The 24,737-nt window shown below is 51.2% G+C and carries 16 protein-coding genes; 6 read left to right on the forward strand and 10 right to left on the reverse strand.

Translation table 11 applies throughout. The features are described from left to right. Positions 1 to 22: 22 nt before the first annotated feature. Together ACN0YH_RS14025 and ACN0YH_RS14030 are read right to left on the reverse strand one after the other, a co-directional pair. A complete protein-coding gene (locus ACN0YH_RS14025; RefSeq protein ID WP_417380194.1) occupies positions 23 to 832 on the reverse strand; it encodes a class I SAM-dependent methyltransferase in 810 nt (269 codons plus the stop codon). A 225-nt stretch (positions 833 to 1,057) separates the two neighbouring features. After that, positions 1,058 to 2,440, reverse strand: a complete 1,383-nt coding sequence (locus tag ACN0YH_RS14030; protein ID WP_417380195.1) for a hypothetical protein — start codon at positions 2,438 to 2,440, stop codon at positions 1,058 to 1,060. Positions 2,441 to 2,826: 386 nt separating this feature from the next. On the opposite strand from ACN0YH_RS14030, the gene ACN0YH_RS14035 reads away from it, so the two are divergent. The 5 genes from ACN0YH_RS14035 to ACN0YH_RS14055 all read left to right on the forward strand — a co-directional run bounded on the left by ACN0YH_RS14035 (position 2,827) and on the right by ACN0YH_RS14055 (position 10,514). After that, a complete protein-coding gene (locus ACN0YH_RS14035; protein WP_417380196.1) occupies positions 2,827 to 3,648 on the forward strand; it encodes a sugar phosphate isomerase/epimerase family protein in 822 nt (273 codons plus the stop codon). Between the two features lie 558 nt (positions 3,649 to 4,206). After that, entirely contained in the window at positions 4,207 to 4,452 is a 246-nt protein-coding gene (locus ACN0YH_RS14040) for a hypothetical protein (protein ID WP_417380197.1), read from the forward strand. A gap of 312 nt (positions 4,453 to 4,764) precedes the next feature. Next, a complete protein-coding gene (locus ACN0YH_RS14045) occupies positions 4,765 to 6,600 on the forward strand; it encodes a DUF3857 domain-containing protein (protein WP_417380198.1) in 1,836 nt (611 codons plus the stop codon). A gap of 203 nt (positions 6,601 to 6,803) precedes the next feature. Continuing rightward, a complete protein-coding gene (gene hflX, locus ACN0YH_RS14050; RefSeq protein WP_417380199.1) occupies positions 6,804 to 8,156 on the forward strand; it encodes a GTPase HflX in 1,353 nt (450 codons plus the stop codon). Between the two features lie 171 nt (positions 8,157 to 8,327). After that, entirely contained in the window at positions 8,328 to 10,514 is a 2,187-nt protein-coding gene (locus tag ACN0YH_RS14055) for a tetratricopeptide repeat protein (RefSeq protein ID WP_417380200.1), read from the forward strand. 49 nt (positions 10,515 to 10,563) lie between these two features. Here ACN0YH_RS14055 and ACN0YH_RS14060 read toward each other — a convergent pair whose 3' ends face one another. Next, on the reverse strand, positions 10,564 to 11,547 hold the full coding sequence (locus ACN0YH_RS14060) for a ParB/RepB/Spo0J family partition protein (RefSeq protein ID WP_417380201.1): 984 nt from the start codon (positions 11,545 to 11,547) through the stop codon (positions 10,564 to 10,566). A gap of 276 nt (positions 11,548 to 11,823) precedes the next feature. Beyond that, positions 11,824 to 13,644, reverse strand: coding sequence for an ArnT family glycosyltransferase (locus ACN0YH_RS14065; RefSeq protein ID WP_417380202.1), 1,821 nt, complete (start codon positions 13,642 to 13,644; stop codon positions 11,824 to 11,826). A gap of 305 nt (positions 13,645 to 13,949) precedes the next feature. Here ACN0YH_RS14065 and ACN0YH_RS14070 point away from each other — a divergent pair, with 305 nt between their 5' ends. Continuing rightward, a complete protein-coding gene (locus tag ACN0YH_RS14070) occupies positions 13,950 to 14,267 on the forward strand; it encodes a tetratricopeptide repeat protein (protein ID WP_417380203.1) in 318 nt (105 codons plus the stop codon). Positions 14,268 to 14,355: 88 nt separating this feature from the next. On the opposite strand, the gene ACN0YH_RS14075 is transcribed toward ACN0YH_RS14070, so the two are convergent. The 6 genes from ACN0YH_RS14075 to ACN0YH_RS14100 form a co-directional block, all read right to left on the reverse strand. After that, complete coding sequence (locus tag ACN0YH_RS14075; protein ID WP_417380204.1) at positions 14,356 to 15,213, reverse strand: hypothetical protein; 858 nt, start codon at positions 15,211 to 15,213, stop codon at positions 14,356 to 14,358. A gap of 57 nt (positions 15,214 to 15,270) precedes the next feature. Continuing rightward, positions 15,271 to 15,876, reverse strand: coding sequence for an ATP-dependent Clp endopeptidase proteolytic subunit ClpP (gene clpP / locus ACN0YH_RS14080; RefSeq protein WP_417380205.1), 606 nt, complete (start codon positions 15,874 to 15,876; stop codon positions 15,271 to 15,273). 78 nt (positions 15,877 to 15,954) lie between these two features. Beyond that, positions 15,955 to 16,584 (reverse strand): ClpP family protease, encoded by a 630-nt coding sequence (locus ACN0YH_RS14085; protein ID WP_417380206.1) that lies wholly within the window; start codon positions 16,582 to 16,584, stop codon positions 15,955 to 15,957. Between the two features lie 472 nt (positions 16,585 to 17,056). Beyond that, the gene (locus ACN0YH_RS14090; RefSeq protein WP_417380207.1) at positions 17,057 to 18,103 is read right to left on the reverse strand and encodes a DUF1559 domain-containing protein; all 1,047 of its coding nucleotides are present in this window, start codon (positions 18,101 to 18,103) and stop codon (positions 17,057 to 17,059) included. A gap of 150 nt (positions 18,104 to 18,253) precedes the next feature. Further along, positions 18,254 to 19,321: a DUF1559 domain-containing protein gene (locus ACN0YH_RS14095; RefSeq protein ID WP_417380208.1), complete on the reverse strand. Its 1,068-nt coding sequence runs from the start codon at positions 19,319 to 19,321 to the stop codon at positions 18,254 to 18,256. 313 nt (positions 19,322 to 19,634) lie between these two features. Continuing rightward, the gene (locus ACN0YH_RS14100; protein ID WP_417380209.1) at positions 19,635 to 24,689 is read right to left on the reverse strand and encodes a hypothetical protein; all 5,055 of its coding nucleotides are present in this window, start codon (positions 24,687 to 24,689) and stop codon (positions 19,635 to 19,637) included. Positions 24,690 to 24,737: the final 48 nt, after the last annotated feature.

A 24,737-nucleotide genomic window follows, 5' to 3' on the forward strand; every position in this document is an offset into this window, starting at 1 on the left:
TTTTGATGGTTGAATCATTAAGTCAGGCAAAAGGGAGTCGCCCCCAGACCTGGATGACACGGGGGACTCCGGATAATGTATTGGGGTCTGCGGCATAGTCATAGAGTTGTCTGACAATCTCATCGATCTCCCCTGGAGTAGCGAGCCCGTCTTCGAGAATCGCGTCAGCGATGTTTTCCATGGTGAGGCCATTCAGCTGTTTGACTTCACCATGCATTCCCGTGGGCTGAACGACGGAGACATTCATGTCCTGTAAACCACAATCCCTCAATATGGAAGGTAGCCGTTGCCCGATGTTCGGGTCGCCGCCTCTGTGACGAACGACGGTGTTGTACAAATCAAAGAACTTTTGAAAAGCGGGACTCTCCGGGTAGTTGAATGAACCGCTGAAGTCGATGTCTTCCAGAACCAGGTAACCGGTGGGTCGCAGTTGTTTCAGAAATGATCTGACAGCGGAAACCGGATCCTTAAGGTGGGTGAGCAGAAATCGGGAGTAAACCAGATCGTACTCCGGCACCGTTGGAATCTCGCGGGCATCGGAGAGACGGAATTCAATATTTGTGAGCCCCAGCTCTGCTGCTTCCTGGCGGGCGATCTCCAGTTTGGTCTCATCAATATCGACGCCAACCGCTTTTCCCGCCGGTGCCACGCGGCGGGCCAGTTCACGCGTCACATCACCACCGCCACAGCCCACATCCAGACAGGCCATCCCTTCAGTCAGATTGACCTGATCCATCAGTCTTGCAGTACTCTCCTGCATGACACGCCCCAGAACCCGGAGCCGTTCACGACCTTCAATTCCACCTCGAATTACATATTGTTTCTTTCCCATTCCTCTTTTCCACCTGACTTGAAACCAGCGTTTGTCTCCTTCGACTTTGAGGCTTTAACGTAAACAACAGAAGATCACTACCAGCTTTTCTGATTTTATCAGACAATTCCCAGTCGATAAAATAGATCCATGATAAAAACAAAAAAAGGGCGGCTGATCTGAGATCAACCGCCCTCTCGCAGTTTCAATTTTCAATTACTGAAAACTCTTCTGGCGTCTCTTTGACTAGTTCGAACAAGTCGGAGCAGGTGCCGTGCAAGTCTTAGGTGCTGGAGCCGTACAGGTTGGCTCGGGGCAGCAGGTGGGCACGGGTACCTTGCGGCATACTTGTCTCGGGACACATCGTGTTTTGGTCACGCAAACAGTTCGAGGTACACACTTGGTTCGAGTCACATACCGTGTGCAGCAGACCTGCTCACAAGTAGTGTAAGGAACTTTGCGGGTACAGGTTTTTTGCTCATAGCTGCAGGTGGTGTAGGGAACCTTGCGGGTCCGGCATTCTGAAACCATGGTGCAAGTGGTGTAAGGAACCTGTTTGGTCACGCATTCTTCTTTCCAGCAGCAGGTCGTGTAAGGAACCTTGCGGGTTCGGCATTCACGGACCATCTTGCAGGTTGTATAAGGAACCTTCTTGGTTCGTGTTTCGCACTCATAGCGAACGCAGGTGTACGGTACCTTCTTGGTAATCGTGCAGGGAACTCGCTCACATACTGTGTAAGGAACCCGTTCATGTTTGCACTCGCGTTCGTATGTTGTGCAGCAGACTTTGCGGGTGACCGTCTTAGGGCACCAGACTCGTCGGCAGATTGTAGTGCCGGGGCACTGTACTTTGACTGTTTTGCAGCAACCGGGTTTATAGATCGGGCAGCATGAGCTGCAATCGTATTCCCAGGTTCCTGGTTCACAGACACATTTCTCAACAACCGGTCCGGGGCAGTGCTCTGTGGTTGTTTTCCATTCGCCACAGCAGACTTCAACATCATGCCAGGTATGAACGGGTTTGCAGACAGTGCGGCAGACATCCCGGTAGCAGGTTTTATAATTTGTTTTGTAGATCGTGCAGCACACATCACGATAGTGTGTTTCACAGATCGGGCGGCGGACGGTGTAGCAGACATCCCGGTAACAGGTATTATAAACCGGCTTGCAGACTGAGTAGCAGACATCGCGATAGCAGGTGTTATACACCGGTCGACGACGTTTGCAGGTCACAGTTTTATAGCAGGTTTTGTAAACAGGACGACATACATTATAGCAGACGTCTCGGTAACAGGTCTGATACACAGGCTTGCAGACCGTGTAGCATTCATCACGGTAGCAGGTCTTATACACATTCTTTGAGTATTGGACGGGAACTTTTTCACAGACAGTATCATAGACTGTCTTCTGGCAGGTGTAGTTCTGCTTTTCCCATACAGTTTCAACAACGGTTTTATAGCAGGTACTTGAGCACTCTTTGGCAGCACAGTAATCGCCACAAGAAGTACATGCCTCTGTGGGGCAACACTTGTATCTACCTGCTCCCAGGTAACCTGCCTGGGCTTGTTCCCCGAAGCAGGCCATGATCATAGCGGCCGCCAGAAGGGGAATCCAGGTTGCATTCTTCATTGGTCTATTCCTCTACATGAGTAATTCAGCATACAAAATTGAAAACTGGAAACAGTTAGAATCTACTTCGTCATCAAACTTGGCACTGCTTAACCGATACCCCCATTTCTCCACAGCTTACCACTCATCCCGTTCCCCGGGGTCACCACAAACCATTCGATCACTACAATCGATACCGGTCAGACTTTCGCCTGGCCTGTTCCCCGGTTCTCCTCCAACGATAATGAGTGTTGTACCGATATAAATGATCTAAGTGCCTGGCTGGCAATCTCTAAAAGCTGCTGGAAGATTTGCGGCTAAGACTCGATCAACGAATGCCTGCCTGCTATCCTCAAATGACTCAAGGAACCTCTAATCTGTGTTCAATAGTAAAGTGAGACATTTAAATGAAGTTTGGCATTTGTCAGGAATTGTTTGTTGACTGGGACTGGGAGAAACAATGTGATTTGATCGCTGAGATCGGTTACACGGGAATTGAGCTGGCACCGTTTGCTTTTGCCGAACGCCCCTCAGATATTTCTGCAGAACAGCGGGCATTCTTGAGAAAAACGGCAGAAGACCGCGGACTGCAAATCTTTGGCCTGCATTGGCTTCTGGCGAAAACAGAAGGTCTGCATCTCACTACCTCAGATGCTGCCGTGCGGAAAAAAACGGCTGATTATCTCGTTGAACTCGGGGAACTCTGTGCCGATCTGGGAGGCGATTTAATGGTCTTTGGTTCTCCCTTCCAGCGGAACGTCGAAGAGGGCATGTCGCGCGCCCAGGCTTATGAGAATGCTGCAGAAGTTTTTCGGAACTGTCTGCCCGCCATTGGTGAACGTGGCGTACGAATCTGTATGGAACCGTTGACGACTAAAGAAACGGATTTTGTGAATACCTGCGCCGAGGCGCTGGAACTGATCGACATGGTCGGAGCCGACAATTTTGTATTGCATCAGGATGTCAAAGCAATGCTCGGCGCGGAAACAGAATCGATCCCGGAACTCATTCACAAATACGACACACGAACCGGTCACTTTCATGTTAATGATTCCAACCTTCTGGGTCCCGGCATGGGAGAGACCGACTACCATCCGATCTTCAAAGCGCTGAAAGAAAGTCGATACGACGGATGGATCTCGGTGGAGGTTTTTGACTACAAACCTGGTTGTGAATTTATCGCGCGCGAAAGTTTTCGTTATATGAAAGAGGTCTGGGAAAGCGTCTGAACGACTCAAAACAAGCGATGAGACAAATTTATTTTTGAAAACCTCAAAATAATTCTGCCCCCTTTTTGCGCTGGTTTTGAATTGCAACGCGCGTGTTTTATAACAGTGTCTTTTCAAGGTAAAAACATTGTCGCAAATACAGAATGATCGGTTTTACCCTATTTTTGTAGGGTGAAACCGATCTCTTGTTATCTACACCGCAAACATAGCACAGTAAGAACAACGCGCGTTATTTGCATTTTCTTTTTTAAACACCCTTGACGAGTGGCTTTACAACGAACAGAAAAGATGCTTTTCACAAGAGAATTGGCTTGCAGAATTTTTCGAAATATTTACGATGATGGCCATTAAATAGATGTAAGTCCTTAGTGCGTAATGAGTGTCAATTCAGAATTCGTTTTGATTGAAAAATCATTCATTTTAAACAGGGACAAACATCGGAGTTTGTCAAGGTTGACAGACTTCAAATTCTTATTCGTTGTGGCAGACCTTTGCCGACTTATAGCCCGGAGCCAGCGGCAAGGCAGCCCTCGTTTAACTCTCAAAGGAGGATTTGCGGTGGCAAAGAAAAAGGCAAAGAAAGCAGCACCTAAAAAGGCAGCACCAAAGAAGAAGGCTGCTCCCAAAAAGAAAGCAGCCCCAAAGAAGAAAGCAGTGAAGAAGAAAGCTGCTCCAAAGAAAAAGGCTGCTCCTAAAAAAGCTGCTAAGAAGAAAGCCGCCCCAAAGAAAAAGGCAGCTGCAAAGAAAAAAGCAGTTAAAAAGAAAGCTGCTCCAAAGAAAAAAGCTGCTAAGAAGAAGAAATAATCTTATTTCTGTTAGCAGCAGGAAACAACAAGCCATAACGAGTAAGAAGCGATCGGTTTTTCGATCGCTTCTTCTATTTATATAACTGCCTATTGCACGAACGTCAGTTCCGATATTGCACCCGCCCAGTATATGTATTCATTAATACACTTCCGTTACTCTTATGCTGGCACTATGACTTGATTTAACGCTACAATCAATTCTCGATTCACTCGTGATTCTGATGAGACGGAAAGTGCCTTTGCCTTGAATCAGCTCAGCATAGAACGGTCCGTAAAACCGAAACGAAAATTGTGGCGTACGCGGTTAAAAATGGCGCGAAACACATTGTGTTTTGCACCACGGATTTCTTATGACGCAGTCTCTCAGCCCACGGTCTCTGAAGAAGAATTACAGCATTGGGGCGAATCTCTTTTACTCTCCGATTCCATCGCAGTATTGCATCGTGATGGAACTATAACACGACGCGCTCACAACGTGACCGCGCTATACGCCAATGAATCCCTGGCACAATGGGATGAAGTCTATCGGTTTTATGATCGCCAGACAGCCCTGCATAAAATCCAGACTGCCAAAGTTTATCTTCCTGACGGCAGTGTCAGAAAAGCAAAGAAAGTAGTACAGCCTTACGGCCAGACAGCGGTTAATTTTTATCCACTCCGTCCTGGTGTCATAGTCGAACTGGAGGAACAGCAAGACTACTTTATCCCGGATCGAATCGCTGCCTGCCTGTGGGGACAGGAGTATTTTCAGTTCTCCATTCCCTGTCGAAGACTTCGCTATACTGTCGCCATCGCGGAACCATTTACTCTCCAGTACCATTTGCACCTCACTGATCTGGAGCCACAAACCTGGAAGCATGGATCTTACCAGGTCTATCAGTGGGACCTGCATGACCTGCCCGGTTATGAAACCGATGATGGCACGCCTCATCCGCGCGAGGTACTACCCTGGGTGGATCTCACGACGCTCACTTCATGGGAACCAATCAATCGCTTTTATCTGAATGATCTTGAGCCACCTGAAAAGACGCCGCTCCAGATTCAGAAACTTTCAAAGGAACTGATCAAGGAGGAACAGACCGAAGAAGAGAAAATCTTCACCGCTTACAAGTACGCATCAGAGGATGTCAGGTATGGGCGACATCCAAACGAACTGGCTCTGGAAAAAACCCGCGAAGTGGGATCAATGCTCGAAGACATGCGCGGCGACTGTAAAGATAAATCTTCGCTGCTGGTTTCCCTGCTCAGGCACCTGGGTATTGAATCTTCAATCGCCATTCTTCTGACACGTATGAATGGTTCTGCAGCACTGCTGCCCGGTGCGCGTTTCGATCATGCCATAGTCAGCGTCACCACTGCCTGTGGCGAACGCTTGTGGCTGGATCCCGCCGGAGGACCGGTGACCTTCAAAGACATTCCATTTAATGATCAGGGGACACAGGCTCTACTTCTGAATCGTGAAGGTGGCGAACTCACAACGATACCGGAAGGCGGTCCCGAGCGGCATCATATCAATCGCGTTTGCGAAGGGATTCTTGCAGAGGACTGCAGCTATCAATTCACATCGGAAGTCACAACATCCGGTGATACGGCGATGGAATTTCGATTGAAATATGTGAACCGCAACGAGGACTATACATCGTTGACTCTGGAAAAAGAACTGGCTGCCTCATGGACGGGTGCCCGCATCGAAGAACCGCGATTTCTTAATTTGAAAGATATTGCAGAACCGGTCCGCTACAGCTGCCGAACGACTCTGGATCAATGGGCGCGCCAGATTGAAGAGATCATTCTGTTTCGAATTCCCTGGATCGGGTCGATGCAGACTGCCGGCCTGATTAACGTTCAAAAACGAAATTCTGCCTTGCAAACCCCCAGCCCGATCCGTTTCTCCGACAGCCATCAGATACAGATTCCCTCTGGATTTTCCGGCTACGGCTTGCCTTACGATCATCATTTTGAATGCCAATGGGGACGTTACCGGGCAACGGTCCACGTTGAAGGATCTTTCCTGATCTGTGAGCGGCAGGTTGATCATCTGGGTGGCATCGTGTTACAGAATGAGTATCCCGCATTCAAAGAATACTGGGAATCCTGTACACGGGCCGACGCGCTGGATATCGTCTTAATGAAACAGGGAAATTAAACACCTGTCTCTTTCCAGGGTCCCAGTTTATCGATTTACAGTTGTCAATCGAAATCTGAACTTCCCGACAGGAAATGGTGTCCCTGAGATAAATAGCCTATTCTCTCAAGGACAACCTGTTAAAATAGAGAGTAGGAGGCAGGGCACTCGTTACGCCCGAATTTTATTCTCCTCTTTTTTCAATTACATAAGGTTACAGCTCCTTGGCGGATCCAAAACGAGAAGAACTACAAGTTAAAGCAAAACGAGCCATTCTGGTTTCCGTTGTTTCTCCTTCCAATCATATCGATAAGAATCAGGCCCTCGATGAATTAAAAGGCCTTGTGGAAACTGCCGGTGTCAAAGTGGTGGGTACCCTGGTGCAGAACCGCGAGCATCCCCATCCGGCCACCTGTCTGGGAAAAGGAAAACTGGACGAGCTCAAACAAATGGTGAAGCACCTCGATGCGGAACTCATCATTTTTGATAACAATCTTTCTCCCTCCCAGGGAAGGAATATTGAAGAGGAAACAGGCACGATCATTGTTGACCGGAGCGAGCTAATCCTCGATATTTTTGCAACACATGCAAAAACTTATGAAGCCAAACTGCAGGTTGAGCTGGCACAACTGCTCTATTTCCGACCTCGTTTGAAACGCTTGTGGACCCACCTGGAACGTATCGAAGGGGGTGTTGGCGCAGGTCGTGGACCTGGTGAAAAGCAGCTGGAAACAGACCGTCGACTGTTAGACAAGCGTGTGGCTGAACTCAAGCGCAAACTCGGGGAGGTCGAACGTCGCCGAGAGCGAACCGTTTCCAATCGATTCCAGCAGTTGACTGTTTCGCTGGTGGGATATACCAACGCTGGCAAAAGCACGCTGATGAATGCGCTCACTGGCGCCGACGTGTATATCGCGGACCAGCTGTTTGCCACACTCGATACACGCACCCGTCGCTGGGAACTTCCCCACTGGGGCGAAATTTTATTGAGCGATACCGTCGGTTTTGTTCGCGATCTTCCTCACCATCTGGTGGCTTCGTTTAAGTCCACGCTGGAAGAAGCACGCCAGGCGGACCTGTTACTGCACGTCGTTGACTGCAGCAATCCGGAAGTAGAACACCATATCAAAACCGTCAACAAGGTTCTGGATGAAATCGAGATCGAACATAAGAACGCCATCCTGGTGTTCAATAAAACGGACAAGGTTGAAGACCGGTCGAAACTGGATGTACTGCGACTGAAATACGACAACGCAATCAGTGTCAGTGCGGTCTCAGGTGAAGGACTCGATCGACTCTCCCAGGCCGTCATTGATCGCCTGGCCTCCGGTTATGTCATCGTCGAACTGGAGACGCCGGTCGGAAATGGTAAACTGCTTTCGCAGCTGGAGGATCATTCTCTGATTCTGTCGCGCGTGTATTCCCATGATGATACCCGGGTGACTTACCATGCTCGTATCGCCAGACGGTTTCTACCAATGCTGAAAACCGGCCCTGATACCGAGCTCAAGATCCATGAAGACGAACGTTCTGTTTCTGGTGAGATGATTCCGGAAGAAAGCGTCAACAAATACTAAGGACGGTTCCCGTCCCGCTTCGCTTTCCCCTGCCAGAAAAATTGTGTATTACTGATTCATACAGAAACGTTCTCAGACGTGAATGGAGTGATGACCGCTTCTATCGGAACTTGAAACTCCGGAATATTATCCACCAGACTTCCCGAGACAGACTGACAAAGCACCAGCGCGATGAAGAAACGATGGATTTACGGCATCATAATATTTCTGAGTATTACTTCAATTGGTCTGGCGATCGACTGGTGGTCGGCTCTGCCTGAAGGCGAACAGGCAACCTACGTCGGTCGCCAAACCTGTTTCCAATGCCATCAGAAAGAAGCCGCGGAGTGGAAAGGCTCAGATCACGATCTGGCCATGAATCCGGCTACTCCCGAATTTGTACTCGGGGATTTCGATAATACTGAACTGGAACACTTCGGTATTATGTCAAGCATGACCCATGAAGGGGACAAGTATTATGTCACCACTCAGGGTCCGGATGGCAACCAGGCGCGGTTTGAAGTCAAGTACGTGATCGGTGTACGACCTCTTCAACAATATCTGGCGGAACTGGAACGGGGCAGAATCCAGGTGCTCCCCGTGACCTGGGATACGGAAATGAAACGCTGGTATTACGTCAGTCCCGACGAACCGTTTGGCCCTGATGATCCGCTGCACTGGACCGGATCTGCCCAGAACTGGAATCACATGTGCGCGGAATGTCATACGACGAACTGGGCGAAAAACTATGACGTCGCGACCGATTCACATCACTTCTCGTTTTCTGAGATGCGTGTGAGTTGTGAAGCCTGCCATGGTCCGGGTTCGATTCACGTAAAACTGGCCAACTCGCATTCGGTGTTCTGGGATCGTCGCTACGGGTATGGACTGGCGAAACTGAAAGGGAAGGACGCGACCGCTCAACTCGAGAGCTGTGCTCCCTGCCATTCGCATCGGCGGCATGTCGCTCCCGGCCATACTCCCCTGGAACGTTTCCACGATCACTATGCCCTCTCCCTGCTGGATGATCATCTCTACCACCCTGATGGCCAGATCAATGAAGAGGTCTATGTCTTCGGCTCCTTCACACAAAGCAAGATGTATCGCAAGGGGGTGCGCTGCACCGACTGTCACAACCCCCATTCACTGAAGCTCAAGTTTGCAGGCAACAAGCTTTGTACTCAATGTCATCTGGAAGCCAAGTACGATGTCCCCAGCCACCATCATCACAAGATGGGCACCAAAGGAGCCGCTTGCGTGGAATGCCATATGCCATCCAAAACGTATATGGGAGTCGACCCGCGCCGAGATCACAGCCTGCGGATCCCCCGCCCTGACTTGACGGTAAAGCTGGGAACTCCGAATGCCTGCAATCAATGTCACACCAAGCCGGAAGAGAATGCAGAATGGGCGGCACATAAAGTTGAGGAATGGTACGGGCCGAAGCGCCGGGATGACCCTCATTACGGAGAGATCCTGGCAGCCGGACGTACTGGCAATCTGGAAGCCGAACGGTCGCTCATCAAACTGACGCGGGAAAAAGAAGTCGGACCGGTTGTTCGTGCTACTGCCGTCTCCTTACTGGCGACCCGCTACAACACACCCGAAAGTCGCGAGGTGGTCGAACGGGCGTTGAAGTCAAAGGAAGAACTGGTCCGCCTGGCAGCTCTGCAAGGCTTTGAAGGTTGGGCTCCCGGTTCCGAACAGGAAGCCAGCCAGATCGGCAAACTGCTGGCGGAAGGACTGACGGATTCCTCGCGCGGTGTGCGGACAGAAGTCGCCCGTATTCTTTCCGGTCTGCCAATCATGCCGGATACCAGCCAGAATCAGAAAGCCCTGAAACAGGCGCTGGAAGAATATAAGGCGGGACTGCTTGCGGACGGGGACCAGTCCGGGTCCCATATGAGCCTGGGGATTCTCTATGCAAACCAAGGAGACCTGAAAAAAGCTGAAGCCGAATTCCGGACGGCAATCAAACTCTCGCCTGCCGTCGCGGGTCCGCGTTCCAACCTGGCGCAGTTACTGGAGCAACAGGGAAGAGCCGACGAAGTTAAAATATTACGTACCAAAGAAGCAGAGCTGTTGGCGCGAGACGCACGGCTGCTTCCTGATAATCCCATGCTGCAATATCGTCTGGGGCTGCTCTATTATCTGTTGGGACGCGAAGACGAAGCAGTCACGGCACTCACCAAAGCCTGTGAGCTGGAACCGCAGTCGGCGGACTTCCGATTGATGTTGACCCTGCTTTATGAGAAACAGCAGCAGTGGAAGCTGGCATGGGAATCAGCGGCAGCATTGGTTCGGCTCCAGCCGAACAACCAACAGTTCCGCCAGATCTATTTGAACATGCATCAAAAAGCAAACCCGGAAGGCAAGTGAATGCATCCCGGGTCTGTGGCTGAGTGTAAGTAATCGGCTGACGAACCTGTCAGGCTGACTTTCTGAGAACCCCTGTGATCCGCTCGAAGGTCTCATTGGAGTCGAAAGGAATCAGGATCTGGCCCGAGTGTTCTGTCTTGAGTTTGATCTCCACCTGGGCTCCCAGGATCTCTCGCAGTTGCTGCTGCAGGTCCACCAGATGATTGGTCATCTGCGGAGCCGCCGCTGCCTGTTTTGTGTTCTCGAAGGGGACCGTGTCAACATCCCCTTTGAGAATTTTTCGTACCTCAGCTTCCGTCTTACGAACGGAAAGCGACTCTGACTGGATCTGCTCGCAGACAGCAATCTGCTTCTCGGTATCCAGACTGAGTAGCGTCCGCGCGTGGCCGGCGGAGATTTTTTCCGCTTGCAGCGCCTGCTTGACAGGTTCCGCCAGATCAAGCAGACGGATCATATTGTTGACGGTCGAACGATCCAGGCTCAGTCGCTGGGCCAGTTGCTCGATCGTACTGTCGAATTGCGACAGATAGTTTTTGAAGGCCTGCGCCTTTTCGAGCACATTCAGATCTTTCCGCTTGAGGTTCTCCTCAATCGCAACTTCACAGACCTGTCGCTCTTCCAAATGCAGGACGCGGCAGGGCACTGTTTTCAGACCTGCATCGCGGGCTGCCTTCAGACGACGCTCACCGGCTATTAACTGGTAGGCCCCTTCGAAAGGTCGGACGAGCAGCGGCTGCAAGACACCATGCTGGCGGATACTGCCTTCAAGTTCTTTGAGTGAGTCGGCCGCAAAATCCTGGCGAGGCTGGTAAGGATTGCGTTCGATCAGATCGATGTCTATTTGATCCTGTTCGGCTGGCACGAATACATCCTGCCCTTCCGCGGCCGGGTTGCCATCCTGCTGATCCGAATCGGAGTCAGCTCCTCGTCCGAGCAGCGCGTTCAAGCCGCGACCTAATCTGCGACGGGGCGCACCCGGAGTTTCTGTGGGATCAATCTGTTGATCTTCTGGATTCTGGTTTTGATCTTCCATGACTTTCTTCTCTTATTATTAAACTGCCTGACAATAACGGTAGTAAACACAAGGCGCGGGATTCTATTTCGAATTCCGAAATGAAGCAAGAGGGCTTTCCAAATACTGACCACGCGACTTGACTGCAGCGGGTGTTTCACGTGGAACACCCACCTTGCCTGGGTTACTTGTCACGCCACACAAGCACCAGCCGAATCAGTCAGGGAATGCCAGACAGGTCTGCGCAGTGAATTATCAGAAGCGGGTGTTTCACGTGGAACGCCTGCCTTGCCAGAATTACCTGGCGCGATACAGCAACACCGGCTCAGTTTCAGATGCGTCACCAGGCGAAGATTGATTTAACCTGACCAGGAGGCTGGGAGAGTAATCGTAAGAATGAACCAGTTCAAAACGGTCTCGTACAGCGGCGAACTGTTTTTGAAAGTTCGGGTCCGTAGCCGCATGGGGGCCAGCGATCAGGTAGGCAGGATTCTGAGCAGAGAGCGAATTCAGAAATCCCAGATCAGCTACCGGACCGGTCAAGGGATGCCCCTGGGCTTTGAGGTAATAGAACAGAGCAGGCTCGGCATAGGTATAGAGAATGGCTTCCCCGCTTCTGCCCCCCGATTCGGAGCGGAGGTCGGCGAGTATGTTTTGCGCGATCACTTCCAGTCCATCACGCGATTGCCAGGCGACCAGAGTCCAGGGTTTAAATGAAACCACCATCAACACAGCTACCATAACAATGCCGACAGACGGAGCGGAGCGAAAGCGATTCTGCTCTGATCCGGAAGAAGAGGAAAGCAGGTCAAACAGCGTTCCCCCTGCCCGCTGTTCCAGCCAGCCAGCGAAGGCAGCAGTCCCCAGCCAGGCCACCACGGTCCAGGGAATCGTCAGGCGCGGATAGGGATAGTAAAGTGGTGTCGCCAACAGCAGTCCACAGAACCAGGCAGCCAGCAACCAGGCAGCCAGTTCGCGATTCAATTCCGATTCCGTCACCTGGTTCTGTTCTGTTGACAGGGGGAGCCGAAATGCACCGGAAGGGAAAATTAACTGCAATAGAATACCGGCACTTGCCAGTAGACCAAGCACGGGACTGATCCCCATGAACGCGGCGAGTAAAATGGGAATCGTGGCAAACAGACCAGGCAGGATCAGGTTCCACGTGAAACCCGGAATTTGATTGCCGGATACATCAGGAGATTGAGCTCCAGACTTCAACAATTTCCAACGGACAGATATCAGGCAGAGCACCAGGCAGACGCCCCCCAGACTGAAGAAACCTGAAGTACCTTCCAGCATGCGATGGTTCTCGCATTGACGCCAGAAGGAATGAAACCAGCCGGAGAAACCAACGACGTAACGGCTGTGATTGGCAGCCACGACAGAATACCCGCCTGACTTCTGCAGCCCGATCAGGACGGGAGACCAGACCAGAAATGCGACGATGGCAATAACCAGCCACCGGAGAAAATATCCGGCAGGTCGCTGCAGCTGGCGTCGACGAAATAGAACCCAGGGTATCAACCCGGACAGACCGACCGCCAGAGGTAACCAGCCATTGTATTTGATCGACCAGCCCGCCCCCGTAGCAATGCCCGCCAGCACGGGCCATTTCCAGTCATCAGAACGGAAACTTTTCCAGGTCAGGTAGACCGCGAGCAACAGGCAGAATGCCAATCCGACATCAGTAAGCGCCACCCTGCTGTAGAGCAAATGCAGGTCGCTCAGGCTGGCCAGTGTCACCGCCACCAGCCCCGCAGCAGGACCGAACCAGTCGCGGGCCACCCACCAGATCAGCAGGACCGTCAGTATACCCAAAAATAGCGAGGGCAAAAATACTCCCCAGACGCCACTGCCAAGAAAGATCATCGACCATTCGATCAGGAAGGGAAACAGCGGAGGAGCATAGAAATGGCGCCCTGGATACGCGCCCCCCTGCTCTGCTGAAAACCATAAGTTCGATGCATACACTCCTTCATCGAAATGTTCGATCGCAGATTCGGAAAGATACAGAATCCGCAGCAGGCAGCCTGCCATCAGAATCAGGATGACCACAATCATTTCTGACCGCGGGATCGATGTCGTATTTAATGCTGTCTGCTTGAGCGGTGCCACGTCCTGCTTTCAATAATTATGTCGATGAAGGTCAGAATCCAAGTTTCTAAATTCTACAGGAACCGCGGCATTATGCCTATCAATCCGACTGATTCGTGAATTATCATAGACAGCTCGCCTGCGGTAACCTGAACTGCAAATCTGAAACTGGGCGAATCATCGAAAACTCGAATTGGAATCCAGTTCGAACTGCCTATAATCCAATGAGTGATATTATCGAATTTGAACCAGGAAGACAGCCTCGTCTGACTGGGATCTGCAAACGACAACCGAACATTTTTGGCATCAGAAGAGAGATTAATCGGATGAGTACTCCAGCAAGCCTGTATGATGAAGCAGTCAAAACCTATGAAGCTGGTAACGTTGAGCAAGCTGTTGAGAAGCTGAACGAAGTTCTGGCGCTGGATGAAAACTATACCCTGGCCCATTCGGCGATTGCTGTGTACTACCAGAAACTCGGCCAGTTTGATGAAGCAATTGCCCATGCCACGAAAGTGACTGAACTGGAACCGGACGATCATTTCTCGTACCTCCAGCTCTCAGTAATCTGCCAGCGCTGCGGACGCATTCAGGAAGCAGAAGATGCTTTGGCGAAAGCACACTCGATGGGGCAGCGCAAATAATGCCCGGCAGAGTCAGATCTGATCAAATACAAAAGCCCTCACCCGAAATTCGAGTGAGGGCTTTTTTGATTTGCATGTCCCGGCTGGATCACTCGTCTGTGATCACACGGAACGGTGAGTTTTCTTCCGCCGGAAATGGTGACGGGGCTGAAGGCTGACCATCACGAATTTCTGCAAAGGGATTTTCGATTTCTGCAGAGACGGTCGCGGACTGCTGCTGAATGACAGCTGGCTTTTCTTCAAACAAAATTCGTGCCGGCTCCGCGGGCGTCAGTTGCGCACGGGAGACAGCCTGTTTGACTGGAGAGTCATTTTCGATCTTTGCAATTTTCATTGACGAAGTCGTATTAAAGACGCGACCATCGGGTGACTTCATGCGGACCACGAGAGTCAGTTCTGAATTGCGCGGCGTGGTTTGCCAGGGAAGTTCAAAACGGAACCCGGAACCGGCAAAGCCTGAGTACCAGTGGGAGCGTACTTCCTGGCTGTCGAAGGTCCACAAACCGACCCGGCGATTCTCTTCCGGCTGATTCAGATCCACCAGTTCGAGTTCAATTTCAGCGGGCAGTTTGACTGTTTCCCCATCTGCATCATGAGGAGTAATGACCGTCGTCCAGAGTTCATCACCCTGTTTGCTGTCGAGATCAACGCCACCGGTGAGCAGGCTGTTGACCTTCACTCCGGTAACCTGATACAGGGCCTTGGTCTGCTCAGGCAGCAGACTGCCGTTGGTTGCTTTCGCCAGCTGTTTCGACATGGCCTCAGACTGATGACGTGCCGAGTCCAGCGCGTGCTGCGATTCTTTCAAATCGCGCTGCAAGGCAAAAATACTGTCTTCCTGCTGACGCAGTCGGGCTTCCAGCAAATCAGAATTACCACGACCTCCACACCCCGCAAGGGTGAGAATCAACAACAACGACATCCATGTCGTAAGGTATTGCTTCATCGGAAATCAATAAAAGCAGAAGACGTCTCTTCTGCCCTCCTCTAAATCAGATTGAAATTATTCTTTGGTTCCAGGCAGCTCAAGGTGCTCCAGAACGTTGTCAATCAGACCATACGATTTGGCTTCCTGGGCGTCCATGAAGTTATCGCGGTCTGTATCCTGTTCAATTTTTTCGAGCGTCTGGCCAGTGTGATGCAGCAGAATTTCATTCAGACGCCGCTTCATCTTCAGTACTTCTTTGGCATGAATTTCCAGGTCGGTTGCCGTTCCCTGCATCCCGGCGAGTGGCTGGTGAATCATGATGCGGCTGTTGGGTAACGCATTGCGTTTTCCGGGAGCCCCCGCGGTCAGCAGGAGTGCGCCCATACTGGCAGCCTGGCCGATACAGTAGGTGGCCACATCGCAGGAGATATACTGCATCGTATCATAGATGGCCATTCCCGCGGTTACGGAACCGCCGGGCGAATTGATGTAAAAATGGATGTCTGCTTCGGGATCATCGAACTGGAGGAACAGCAGCTGGGCGACCAGACTTTGTGCCACCTGATCGTTAACCTGCGACCCCATCATCACGATGCGGTCCTGCAGCAGACGACTGTAGATATCCATGGCCCGTTCATCGCGGCCATTCTTTTCGATCACATAAGGAGTAAGGACCGTCATATAAAACTCACTTCAATTGATGATAAATTTGATGGTTGATAATCATTCGACAGTCTGTCTGCCGACTTTTGTTGGCTTCTATGCTTTGTCTTTATCTTTGTTTTTATCGCGAACCAGCAGCTCGTCGACCAGGCCATATTCGACCGATTCGGGAGCGGTCAAAAAGCGATCGCGCGAGGTGTCGAGGGCAATCTGTTCGATGGTCTGCCCGGTGTGGCTGGCCAGAATCTGGTTCAAGACTTCACGTGTATCGAGGATGTCTTTGGCCTGAATTTCGATGTCCGAAACCTGTCCGCCCACTTCGCCATAAGGCTGATGGATCATCATTTTGGCGTGAGGCAGAATATAGCGTTTGCCTTTCTGACCGCCGGCGACCAGAATCGCTCCGCCGCTGGCTGCCAGGCCAACACAGTAGGTAGCGACATCGCATTCAATGAACTGCATCGTGTCGTAGATGGCCATCGTGGAAGTTACCGAACCGCCGGGCGAATTGACGTACAAGTGAATGTCCTGGTGACGATTTTCAGACTGCAGATACAACAGTTTCATCACGATTAAATTCGCGCTGGCATCGTTGATCACGCTGTCCAGAAAGATAATCCGGTTATCCAGCAGGAGATCGCCAATCCCCATCTGACGCTGCTGTGAATAATTTCTGGCACGCTGATTTGCCTGCGTTGGCATCTGCCCGGAAATGGGGTCGAACATGGTATGATCCTGAGATGTAATGGTTGCTATAGTGACTCGTGACGAGGTTAATTCTGATTTAACTCTCACATCATTTTGAACCGACGACTATGGCTGGCCTGCAACAGGCAGTCAAGCAGCAGCTCGTTATTTCTGTTCCCTGACAGGGAGAAAGAGAGCCTGTTCTGACCCGAACGCGTTCGCACGGGAAGACCCTCCTGTTGAATTGAAGATTATATATCGTTCCTTATCTTATTTCCCTGTGATTCGTCAAGAGACGTTATGCAAAGTTCCCTTTCGCAGCAGTCTCAACATCGCTCTCTGTCTCACTCTAAGAAAGCTTAGGTTGTCAGCACCCCAGCAAAAAGCGAACATACATACAGTATCCAGAATAACGGTAAAAAAACACCTGGGATCTGGAGAACATTGGTGTGATCTGGGGAACCCTTTGGTGAGCAAGGCGCTTTATAAGGAGTACGGTACCCTGCCTCGATCAGAAAGAGCCATCCTCAATTTCCACCTGTTGGTATCGCTGCCCGGCGGGAGTCAGCAGGCGGGCATAAATGGCAGGATCGATGCGGGGCGTCAGCGATCTTCCACTGCCATCACAGAAGATGACATTCACGGCACCGCTGGGATGATTCGAACTGGGCCGCCAGGCGGTTCCTTTTTTCGCAGACAACTTGGAACCGATGCGGGAATCCGTGGTCGCTGTTCGTAGATCAAAGTTTGCAGGCAGTTTCAGCGAAGCACCGTTCAGGATGCCTTCCGCGTTCACACCGAAGCCGATCTCACCTGTAGTCGTTGCATGCCATTCCCCGGCCTGCAGATTTTCAGAGAGCATTAACGTTTGTGTCATTCCGTCGGCGGCTGAAATGAAGTCCAACGACATGCGAGAGGTATGGGGTCGCCAGAAAACACCCGAGGCAAATTTCAGGGGAACATCGGTGTCGACTGAAGGATCGGAGTCAAAGCCGCCATCGGCGCTGTCCGCGTAATGTGATGTATCGGATGCGGCATTATAATTTGAAGTGACGTAGCCAATATTCGCACAATAAGAGAGCGCGCCAGGATCGGCAGCAGCATCATCGTCGTAACAGGTTAAGACGGGAATGCGGGTCGCCTTTAACTGCGACAGTTTTTTTTCCGCCGCAACTTGTGCCGCGGAAGTGGGTCCTGCTGCAATCGCGGCAGTGATATCCCAATGTTGACGGAAACCGACCTGATCCAGATAGGGCAGAAGAGCAATGCACCACGACCGGTTTGAGTGATGCGCGTTCCCGTGGGTAGACCAGATGCGGTCTGTATCCACAAGCAGTGGCAACTGAGAATTGTCAATGCTGGAGTAGTTGACCACAGCCAGACCGATATTGCGCATGTTGTTGAGACAGGATAATTTTTTTGACGAGTGTCTTGAACTCTGGATGGCGGGCAGGGTCAGCGCGACCACGATGCCTGCAACTACGATTGTCACCACCAGCTCAAGCAACGAATACCCGCTGCGCTGCAGCGGAGACTGTCTGGTTTTCTGGATCTGCATGAGATGCTCCTTTTCAGCCCGAGACATGAGAACAGTCTGTGAACCCGCCATAAAAAAAGCACCAGAGATCCGGAGATCCCTGGTGCCCGCAATGTTTGAACCGATTTGAGAACAATGACTCAAATCATGGTTGCAGTTAACTTCTGTCGCTTAGAAAGAAGTCCCGTCAACCACAGCCTGGCCATAACGCAGACCAGCGGGAGTCAGCAGACGAGCGTAGACGCCTGCATCCATCTGTGGTGTGAGTGATTTTCCACTACCATCGCAGAAGATCACATTCACGGCACCACTGGGGTGGTTCGAACTGGGACGCCATGCAGTTGCTTTGGCGGCGGTCAGATTAGAACCAATACGTGAATCGGTTGAATTCGTGGCATTCTGCAGATTGAAACCACCAGGCAGAGCCAATGAGCCTGTGTACAGATCTTCGTAATCAATGCCGAATCCCAGGCTGCCTGTATCCTGGTCAAACCATTCGCCAGCCTGCAGGTTTTCAGACAGCATCAGTGTCTGTGTCATGCCATCGGCAGCGGAAATGTAATCCAGAGACATACGAGAAGTGTGAGGACGCCAGAATACGCCTGATCCAAACTTCATGGGGATATCACCGGTGGTAGAAGCATCTGCATCAAATCCCCCATCGCCTACCGGGTGATGCCCCTGTGATCCAATGGAGGCGGTAGAATCGTATCCAACACCAGTCTGATTATAAAGGGCGGAAACGTATCCCACATTCACGACGTAAGACAATGCTCCCTGATCGGTAGAGAACTGATCGTCGGGGCAGGTGAAGACTGGAAAACGAATCACATTGAGAGACGCAAGATTGCTAAGGTCAGTGGCAGAAGCGCCTGTCTGAGCGGCAGCATTTGCAGCCTGATCCCAACGCTGACGGAAACCAACGTTATCCAGGAAGGGTAACAATGTGGTACACCATGACAGATCGTCATTGCTGGCATTGGTATGTCCAGTTTCAATGTTGGGATCCACGAGCAGTGGCAACTGTGAGTTGGCACCGGAGGAGAAGTTGACGACGGCCAGTCCGACGTTTCGCATGTTGTTCAGACAGGACAGTTTTCTCGCTGACGCACGGGCACTTTGAATGGCCGGCAGGGTCAGCGACACCAGGATGCCGATGATGGTGATCACCACCAGCAGTTCGATCAGCGTAAACCCTTTACGCTTCTGCAGCTTTTGTTTCATTTTTCGTGTATTCATGTCATTCTCCTCACTTAGAAATACGGTTCAAACAGATTATATATTACTTGTGGTCAAGTATCAAAAACAAACTCAAAAACATCTCAACTCCACAGGAAACCAGAGGATTCCCGGACTAATCCACTCTACAGGAATAGACGTTTCAATCGTCCATGTCCCACAGACTCTACTCACAGGCCCGCGACCAGAGCTGGTTACTTAGGCTACATGTCGATCCCCTTCATTCCTGTGTCACTATTAACCATTATACCCGATTGTCCAGTTATGCTGGTCAGGTAAAACAATGCTGTCGAGTTTTCCCGGCCGATATCACTTATTGCACTTGATGGCGATAACGAACCAGACGTTTCCAGTGGTCAAATTGTCCCGTACTTGGTTCAAATGCCTGCTCGGCTCGAGTCCGGTCAATTACAAAAAATCCTCGATAATCCGGTTGATTGGCTGTCCGAGCCGGGTCTTCCGGTGACATCCGTTCCCCGATCGATACAGGATCGCCATAGACGGTTGTCCCATCACCGGAAGCTTCAAAGTAAGCCACCGACATGAAGACGACGAATGTGTTACTGAGCGTCGTTGTATTGGCTTCGATTTTCGACAAGATCCGATTGCGGGTATGTACGTCGACATTATTAAGACCAGCCGTCCCTTGGTGCTCGGCACTGGAAGTCAATTCAAACAGCAGACGCGGATTGTTAACCGAAATGTTTAGTACATCATAAGGCAGACTGCGGAAGATCGTCTTCTCACGCAGGTCACGAACCTGAGCCGAGCTGCTCGTGGGCACATTGGTATGCAGACTGCGGAACGGCTGTGAGGGATAATCTGTAGTCACAGTCGATTTGGGGTTCCCGGGAATTCTTGGCTCATCTCCAAGTGTCACTCCAGGAATCCCATAGCATTTCGCATCACGAGAGTCGATAAATTCCTGCCACCAGTTTCCACCACCTAGGTGAGGGGCATCCAGTTGAGGATGAACGGCACTGCCACTCATGTCCATTGTGAAAGCATCGGAGTCATCCAGCAATGCTGCCAGGACGGAGGGATGCCGAATCGTATTCAAATTGATGCGTCCCGGAACTCGAGGGTCATTCAGTGGATTCCCTAACTGTCGATGAGATCGAGTAGGCACTTCGACAAATTCCAGCAGACGATACCAGCGGTTATCATCCGTATTCACACTTTCCTCAGGCCCACTGGGATCCAGGAATTTCTGAACGCCGGCAAAGCGAACATCGTTCGCACGATCAATTGTAGTCGTCGAGGTGTCCGTACGAGATTGCACACCATCTTCGGTGGCCAGATCACGGGTGATCCGGTTGGGACCGACAAGGGGAATGCTCAGGAGCTCAACCTTCGATGCGAAGTCACGATCGAAATGCGGTTGCCAGATATCAAAGCGGGGGCGGTCGTCAGAGAACGCCCAACCTGCCTCTTCTACATCATCTGTTGAACCAGCATTATCATCATTGACGCCGGTAATCCCTGGAGCGCCATCTGGGCCCTGCAAGATGGCCAGATCGGATCCCTTGTATTTATTACGTGTCTTGGAGTTGATCGTGCCGACGGTATTGGCGCGATAACTGGTACCAGCGTTACCGGCGGCGTGTTTTGCTTCACCTGCACCACGGGCATACAGTGGTTGCTCGCGCTCCAAGCTCTGCAACTGGTTCAATTGAGACTGAATAGTGGCAGACATGCTCGATTCCTGCAGTTCGAACTCATTCATGCCAGTCACGACCATGCTGTCGACTTCCACCCAGGGGTTATCTGCGTTATCCACGGCATTACTCATTGACGGTTTGTTCCGTCCCAGGTGAGCACGTCGCATTAATCTGACAATGAAAGACATAGTTCCAAAAGGAGTACCTGACGGATCTGTATTGGAATCATTCAGGAAATCACCCCGCGTCGAGATCGGTGTGATCGTGTCTGCTTCCGATGTCAGCAGGAAGTCAGTGGTATCATCATCAGTGATCAGATCGATGGCAGGTGTGGATATATCCCGAGGTGCAATCCTGGTATAGGCGGGCGTTCCCCCGGAAAAGTTTGGATCGACCTGGAAATAACTGGGACGGGGCATCGACGTCATCGGATCGGTATTCTCATTATCGCCGGCGGAGCGAATATTGAAAATCCCCCCTCCTCCAACAGAACCACTCCGCAATGTAAGACGCCGCTTATGCGTATCATTCAAAGTTGGTTCTGGATGTGAAACATCAAGGTTATCCAGATTTGTATAATCACCGCTGATTCCGGAAGCATCAGTCCGTGGTTCCAGTCGAATCTGCCAGGCATCGTTGGCAAAGCTGACCGTCTGGTGGCTGGCATTTCGCAGTTCGATAAACGAGAAATAACGGGCCTTTTCATCGTTGTATTCAGTGGCATCGTGGTTCACCTCATTCATCGAAGAATCTTCGACCTTGGTGGTTTTGATCGCCAGGAATTCGCTGAGCGTCAGCTTCTGGGCTTCGACACCAAAGACTTCTGCCCGATCGCTGTCACTGGTCGTATAAGGGTTGTCATCCAGATCCCAGCCGTTGCCCAGGTTAGTGTCATACTCAAAACGGGTAATCACATCATCAGGGTCGAGAGCATCGACCAGGTTGACTGCGAACTGTGCCATCTCTTTCATTTGGGTATTGCTATAGCGAACATTTGCCGAATTATCACCGCCATAATCGAGGGCGTCATTTCCACCCCCTAATGTGTAAAGCAGTACGTAGATATCACGGGCTTTCAACTGACGATCATAGCGTGCCCAGAACTCCTGCTGCTCCATTGTCGTGGGAGGATAGCTCGGCAGGTTGGGGTACGTCACGCTGTTTGCCGTCGATGAGTTAACACCGGTACCATTCCACGAAGTATTAATCACAGTGGAGGTTAAACTATCGATCGCGCCATTCCCGTTCAAGTCTTCACCGGGATCGAGCACACCATCATCATCGACATCTTCGCCGGGATGGGGAGTGAGCGTACGTGTGGTCACTGTCTTACCCGTGCCTGTCTGGTCGAACACCAACAGTTCATTCAGGCTCAATTTCATCTGCAACTGAGGTGAAGTGGTATTTCCAAATTTGACCGTCAGGAGTGTCTTTAATGCCGGTCTGAATGGATTCGTATTCGCAGGATAGGAAGTAAACGGAGGAAATTCATTTCCATTTCCCGTCTCCCAGGTACGGAAGTTTTGAATGGTAGGCAGGCTGAACTGCTTGCGTCCCCAGCTCATCGTGGTAAATGTTTTGCGGATCGAATTACCGCGGGCATTGACGGTTGAAGCACGCCCGAAGTTAAAGGGGAGCAGGTTTTCGAGTCGCGAATTGATGCCGGTATCATCCTGATCGGACTGCGACATATGCAGAAAGGCCAGGTCAGCCGCAGTAAATGGTTCATCATAGGGACGCTGGACTTTTTCCAGGTCGACAGTCATCTCGTCGGCTTCGTCCACCAGAGTCCCGCGCGATCCATCCACAGCAGTCACAGTATTAATCGGGTTTTTGAAGAAGGTCAGGCCGCCGTTATAGCGAGGCGTACCGGCAAACTCAAAATCTTCGTAACCTTTCCAACCATTATATCCAATCGAAGGCAATCGGTAGTTGGTACCGGTTTTATTTGTGCGGCCAGCTCCATTGTGAGACAGGGGATGCATGAAGGAATGCACGTTGGAACGGTTTCCTGACAGTGAGCCACTGAGGGTACCTCCTTCGTAGCGGTTCCCGTTATCGTCCACCAGGGTCTGTCCGGGACGGGGAAACGATTTCGTGGGTTCGGCAACCTGTTCGAGCAGATAGATGAGATCTGAGGAACTAACCCGCTGGGAATTATACAGGAGATTCGGTTCGCCCCAGCGACCGGGATAGAGGTCGGTAATATCACTTTGAGTCCCGTTAGCCAGAGGACTGGGAATACGGAATTCAGGGCGACCAAAGTTCAGGAAGAAATATTCCATGTTGGAAGTTTCCCGCCATGCGACTGTGCTTTCATAGGCGTCCTTGAAATCACCGGCTCCCCCGTAAGTCCGAGGTGCGCCGATCGCGCCATAGGGATAAGGATAGTCGCCGAAAAAGATACGATGCTGCAGCAGCACACTGGTGGCGCTGGCGGAATCGACCATGTCTCCACCGGAGGCCACTTTCTCAGGTCGTGCGTTCAGCGCCCACTGCGGGTTGATTTCTCCCGGTGAGGAGAGCCCCATATTGGAACGGGACAGGAACAGGTACTTGTCGGTAAAGTCTGAATCATCTTCTCCGAAAAAATTGTTGCTGGAATTGTAATTCAGATTAATGTCATCGGGTCGCCGCATGTTACCGTTGGCATTGAGGTTGATCAGACCGTCCATGTCGTAGACGGTAAAGGAAAAGAGCGGCAGAATGAATTTGGTTGGATCATTGGGATTTTCGACCGGAGGAAAGTCCAGATCCATCCAGATCCCTTCGACCAGGCCGTCATTATCATTATCCACATCCAGTTCCACAATCGGCGCACCGGAATTAAAGGAGTTGGTAAAGATCCCTAATTCCCCATGGTTCGTTGCATTTCCACTGGGGTTCGTTGTGGGCTGGAACGGGAACGAACTCGTAAAGCGGGCAGTGGTAGATGCGGTTCCACCCGGATCGACAAATACGTGCGCCGGGTGTGGCCTGAGTACCATGGTGCGAGTATCTTTTTCTGGAACAATGCTGCCATCGTTCTCATACCAGTCAGGGATATGAACTCCCGTATTGGCATCTCTTAAGTGCTGAGGTCGCAGGAATGAAGGAATGACAACGCGTCTGAGAGTAGTCCCCTCAAGTGTGTAGCCATTGTAGGCCAGAAACAGATTATTAATATCGGGTGCGGTATAATCAACGTCCGGTAGCGGTCGGTTGCCCTCCTGCAGAATTGATGGCAGAGTACCACCGTGAGCGGCACGACTGTAGTTTAATGCCAGCAGGTTCTGGTCCCCATCAAAAGAACCGTCATAATCCTGATCGACGCCGATTTTACCTGTAGAGTCCATCAACACATTTATACCCTGCCCGTTGAACGGGTGGATGTCATTGCCAAACATGGTTGATAACAGGGAGTGTTTTTTACTATGCAGGGCACTGTTGTAGAGGCCGTCATCGGGGCCGACGATCAGCTGGCGCAGTCCCCAGTTGAACAGCACGTCGGCATCGAGACCGGGGTCGGCTTCGTTGACGGCGGCTTCGGCAAAGTACTGCGCGCTGCGTTCTTCCTGAGAGGCAAAGGTATAAAAGACGACCCCCAGCAACGACAGCATCGCCAGTAAGGCAATGACAATGAGCAACGTCGAACCGCGTCGCGACTGCTGCAGCTGCTGTAACCGACTGTCATTGAGTGTGGTCTGTTTCATACAAGTGAATTTCATTTCAAAGTCTCCCAGTGTGACCAATGGCCGTGGCCCGGTCCGGCACAA

Origin of the sequence: Gimesia sp. (assembly GCF_048262075.1) — a bacterium.
Classification (GTDB): Bacteria; Planctomycetota; Planctomycetia; order Planctomycetales; family Planctomycetaceae; genus Gimesia.

What these genes read in the sequence shown, in the direction of transcription:
- clpP (WP_417380205.1), bottom strand. Translation starts at nt 15,876, where the DNA reads ATGACGGTCCTTACTCCTTATGTGATCGAAAAGAATGGCCGCGATGAA.
- ACN0YH_RS14030 (WP_417380195.1), bottom strand. Translation starts at nt 2,440, where the DNA reads ATGAAGAATGCAACCTGGATTCCCCTTCTGGCGGCCGCTATGATCATG.
- ACN0YH_RS14075 (WP_417380204.1), bottom strand. Translation starts at nt 15,213, where the DNA reads ATGAAGCAATACCTTACGACATGGATGTCGTTGTTGTTGATTCTCACC.
- ACN0YH_RS14060 (WP_417380201.1), bottom strand. Translation starts at nt 11,547, where the DNA reads ATGGAAGATCAAAACCAGAATCCAGAAGATCAACAGATTGATCCCACA.
- ACN0YH_RS14085 (WP_417380206.1), bottom strand. Translation starts at nt 16,584, where the DNA reads ATGTTCGACCCCATTTCCGGGCAGATGCCAACGCAGGCAAATCAGCGT.
- ACN0YH_RS14055 (WP_417380200.1), top strand. Translation starts at nt 8,328, where the DNA reads ATGAAGAAACGATGGATTTACGGCATCATAATATTTCTGAGTATTACT.
- ACN0YH_RS14100 (WP_417380209.1), bottom strand. Translation starts at nt 24,689, where the DNA reads ATGAAATTCACTTGTATGAAACAGACCACACTCAATGACAGTCGGTTA.
- ACN0YH_RS14035 (WP_417380196.1), top strand. Translation starts at nt 2,827, where the DNA reads ATGAAGTTTGGCATTTGTCAGGAATTGTTTGTTGACTGGGACTGGGAG.
- ACN0YH_RS14090 (WP_417380207.1), bottom strand. Translation starts at nt 18,103, where the DNA reads ATGCAGATCCAGAAAACCAGACAGTCTCCGCTGCAGCGCAGCGGGTAT.
- ACN0YH_RS14070 (WP_417380203.1), top strand. Translation starts at nt 13,950, where the DNA reads ATGAGTACTCCAGCAAGCCTGTATGATGAAGCAGTCAAAACCTATGAA.
- ACN0YH_RS14025 (WP_417380194.1), bottom strand. Translation starts at nt 832, where the DNA reads ATGGGAAAGAAACAATATGTAATTCGAGGTGGAATTGAAGGTCGTGAA.
- ACN0YH_RS14095 (WP_417380208.1), bottom strand. Translation starts at nt 19,321, where the DNA reads ATGAATACACGAAAAATGAAACAAAAGCTGCAGAAGCGTAAAGGGTTT.
- ACN0YH_RS14045 (WP_417380198.1), top strand. Translation starts at nt 4,765, where the DNA reads ATGGCGCGAAACACATTGTGTTTTGCACCACGGATTTCTTATGACGCA.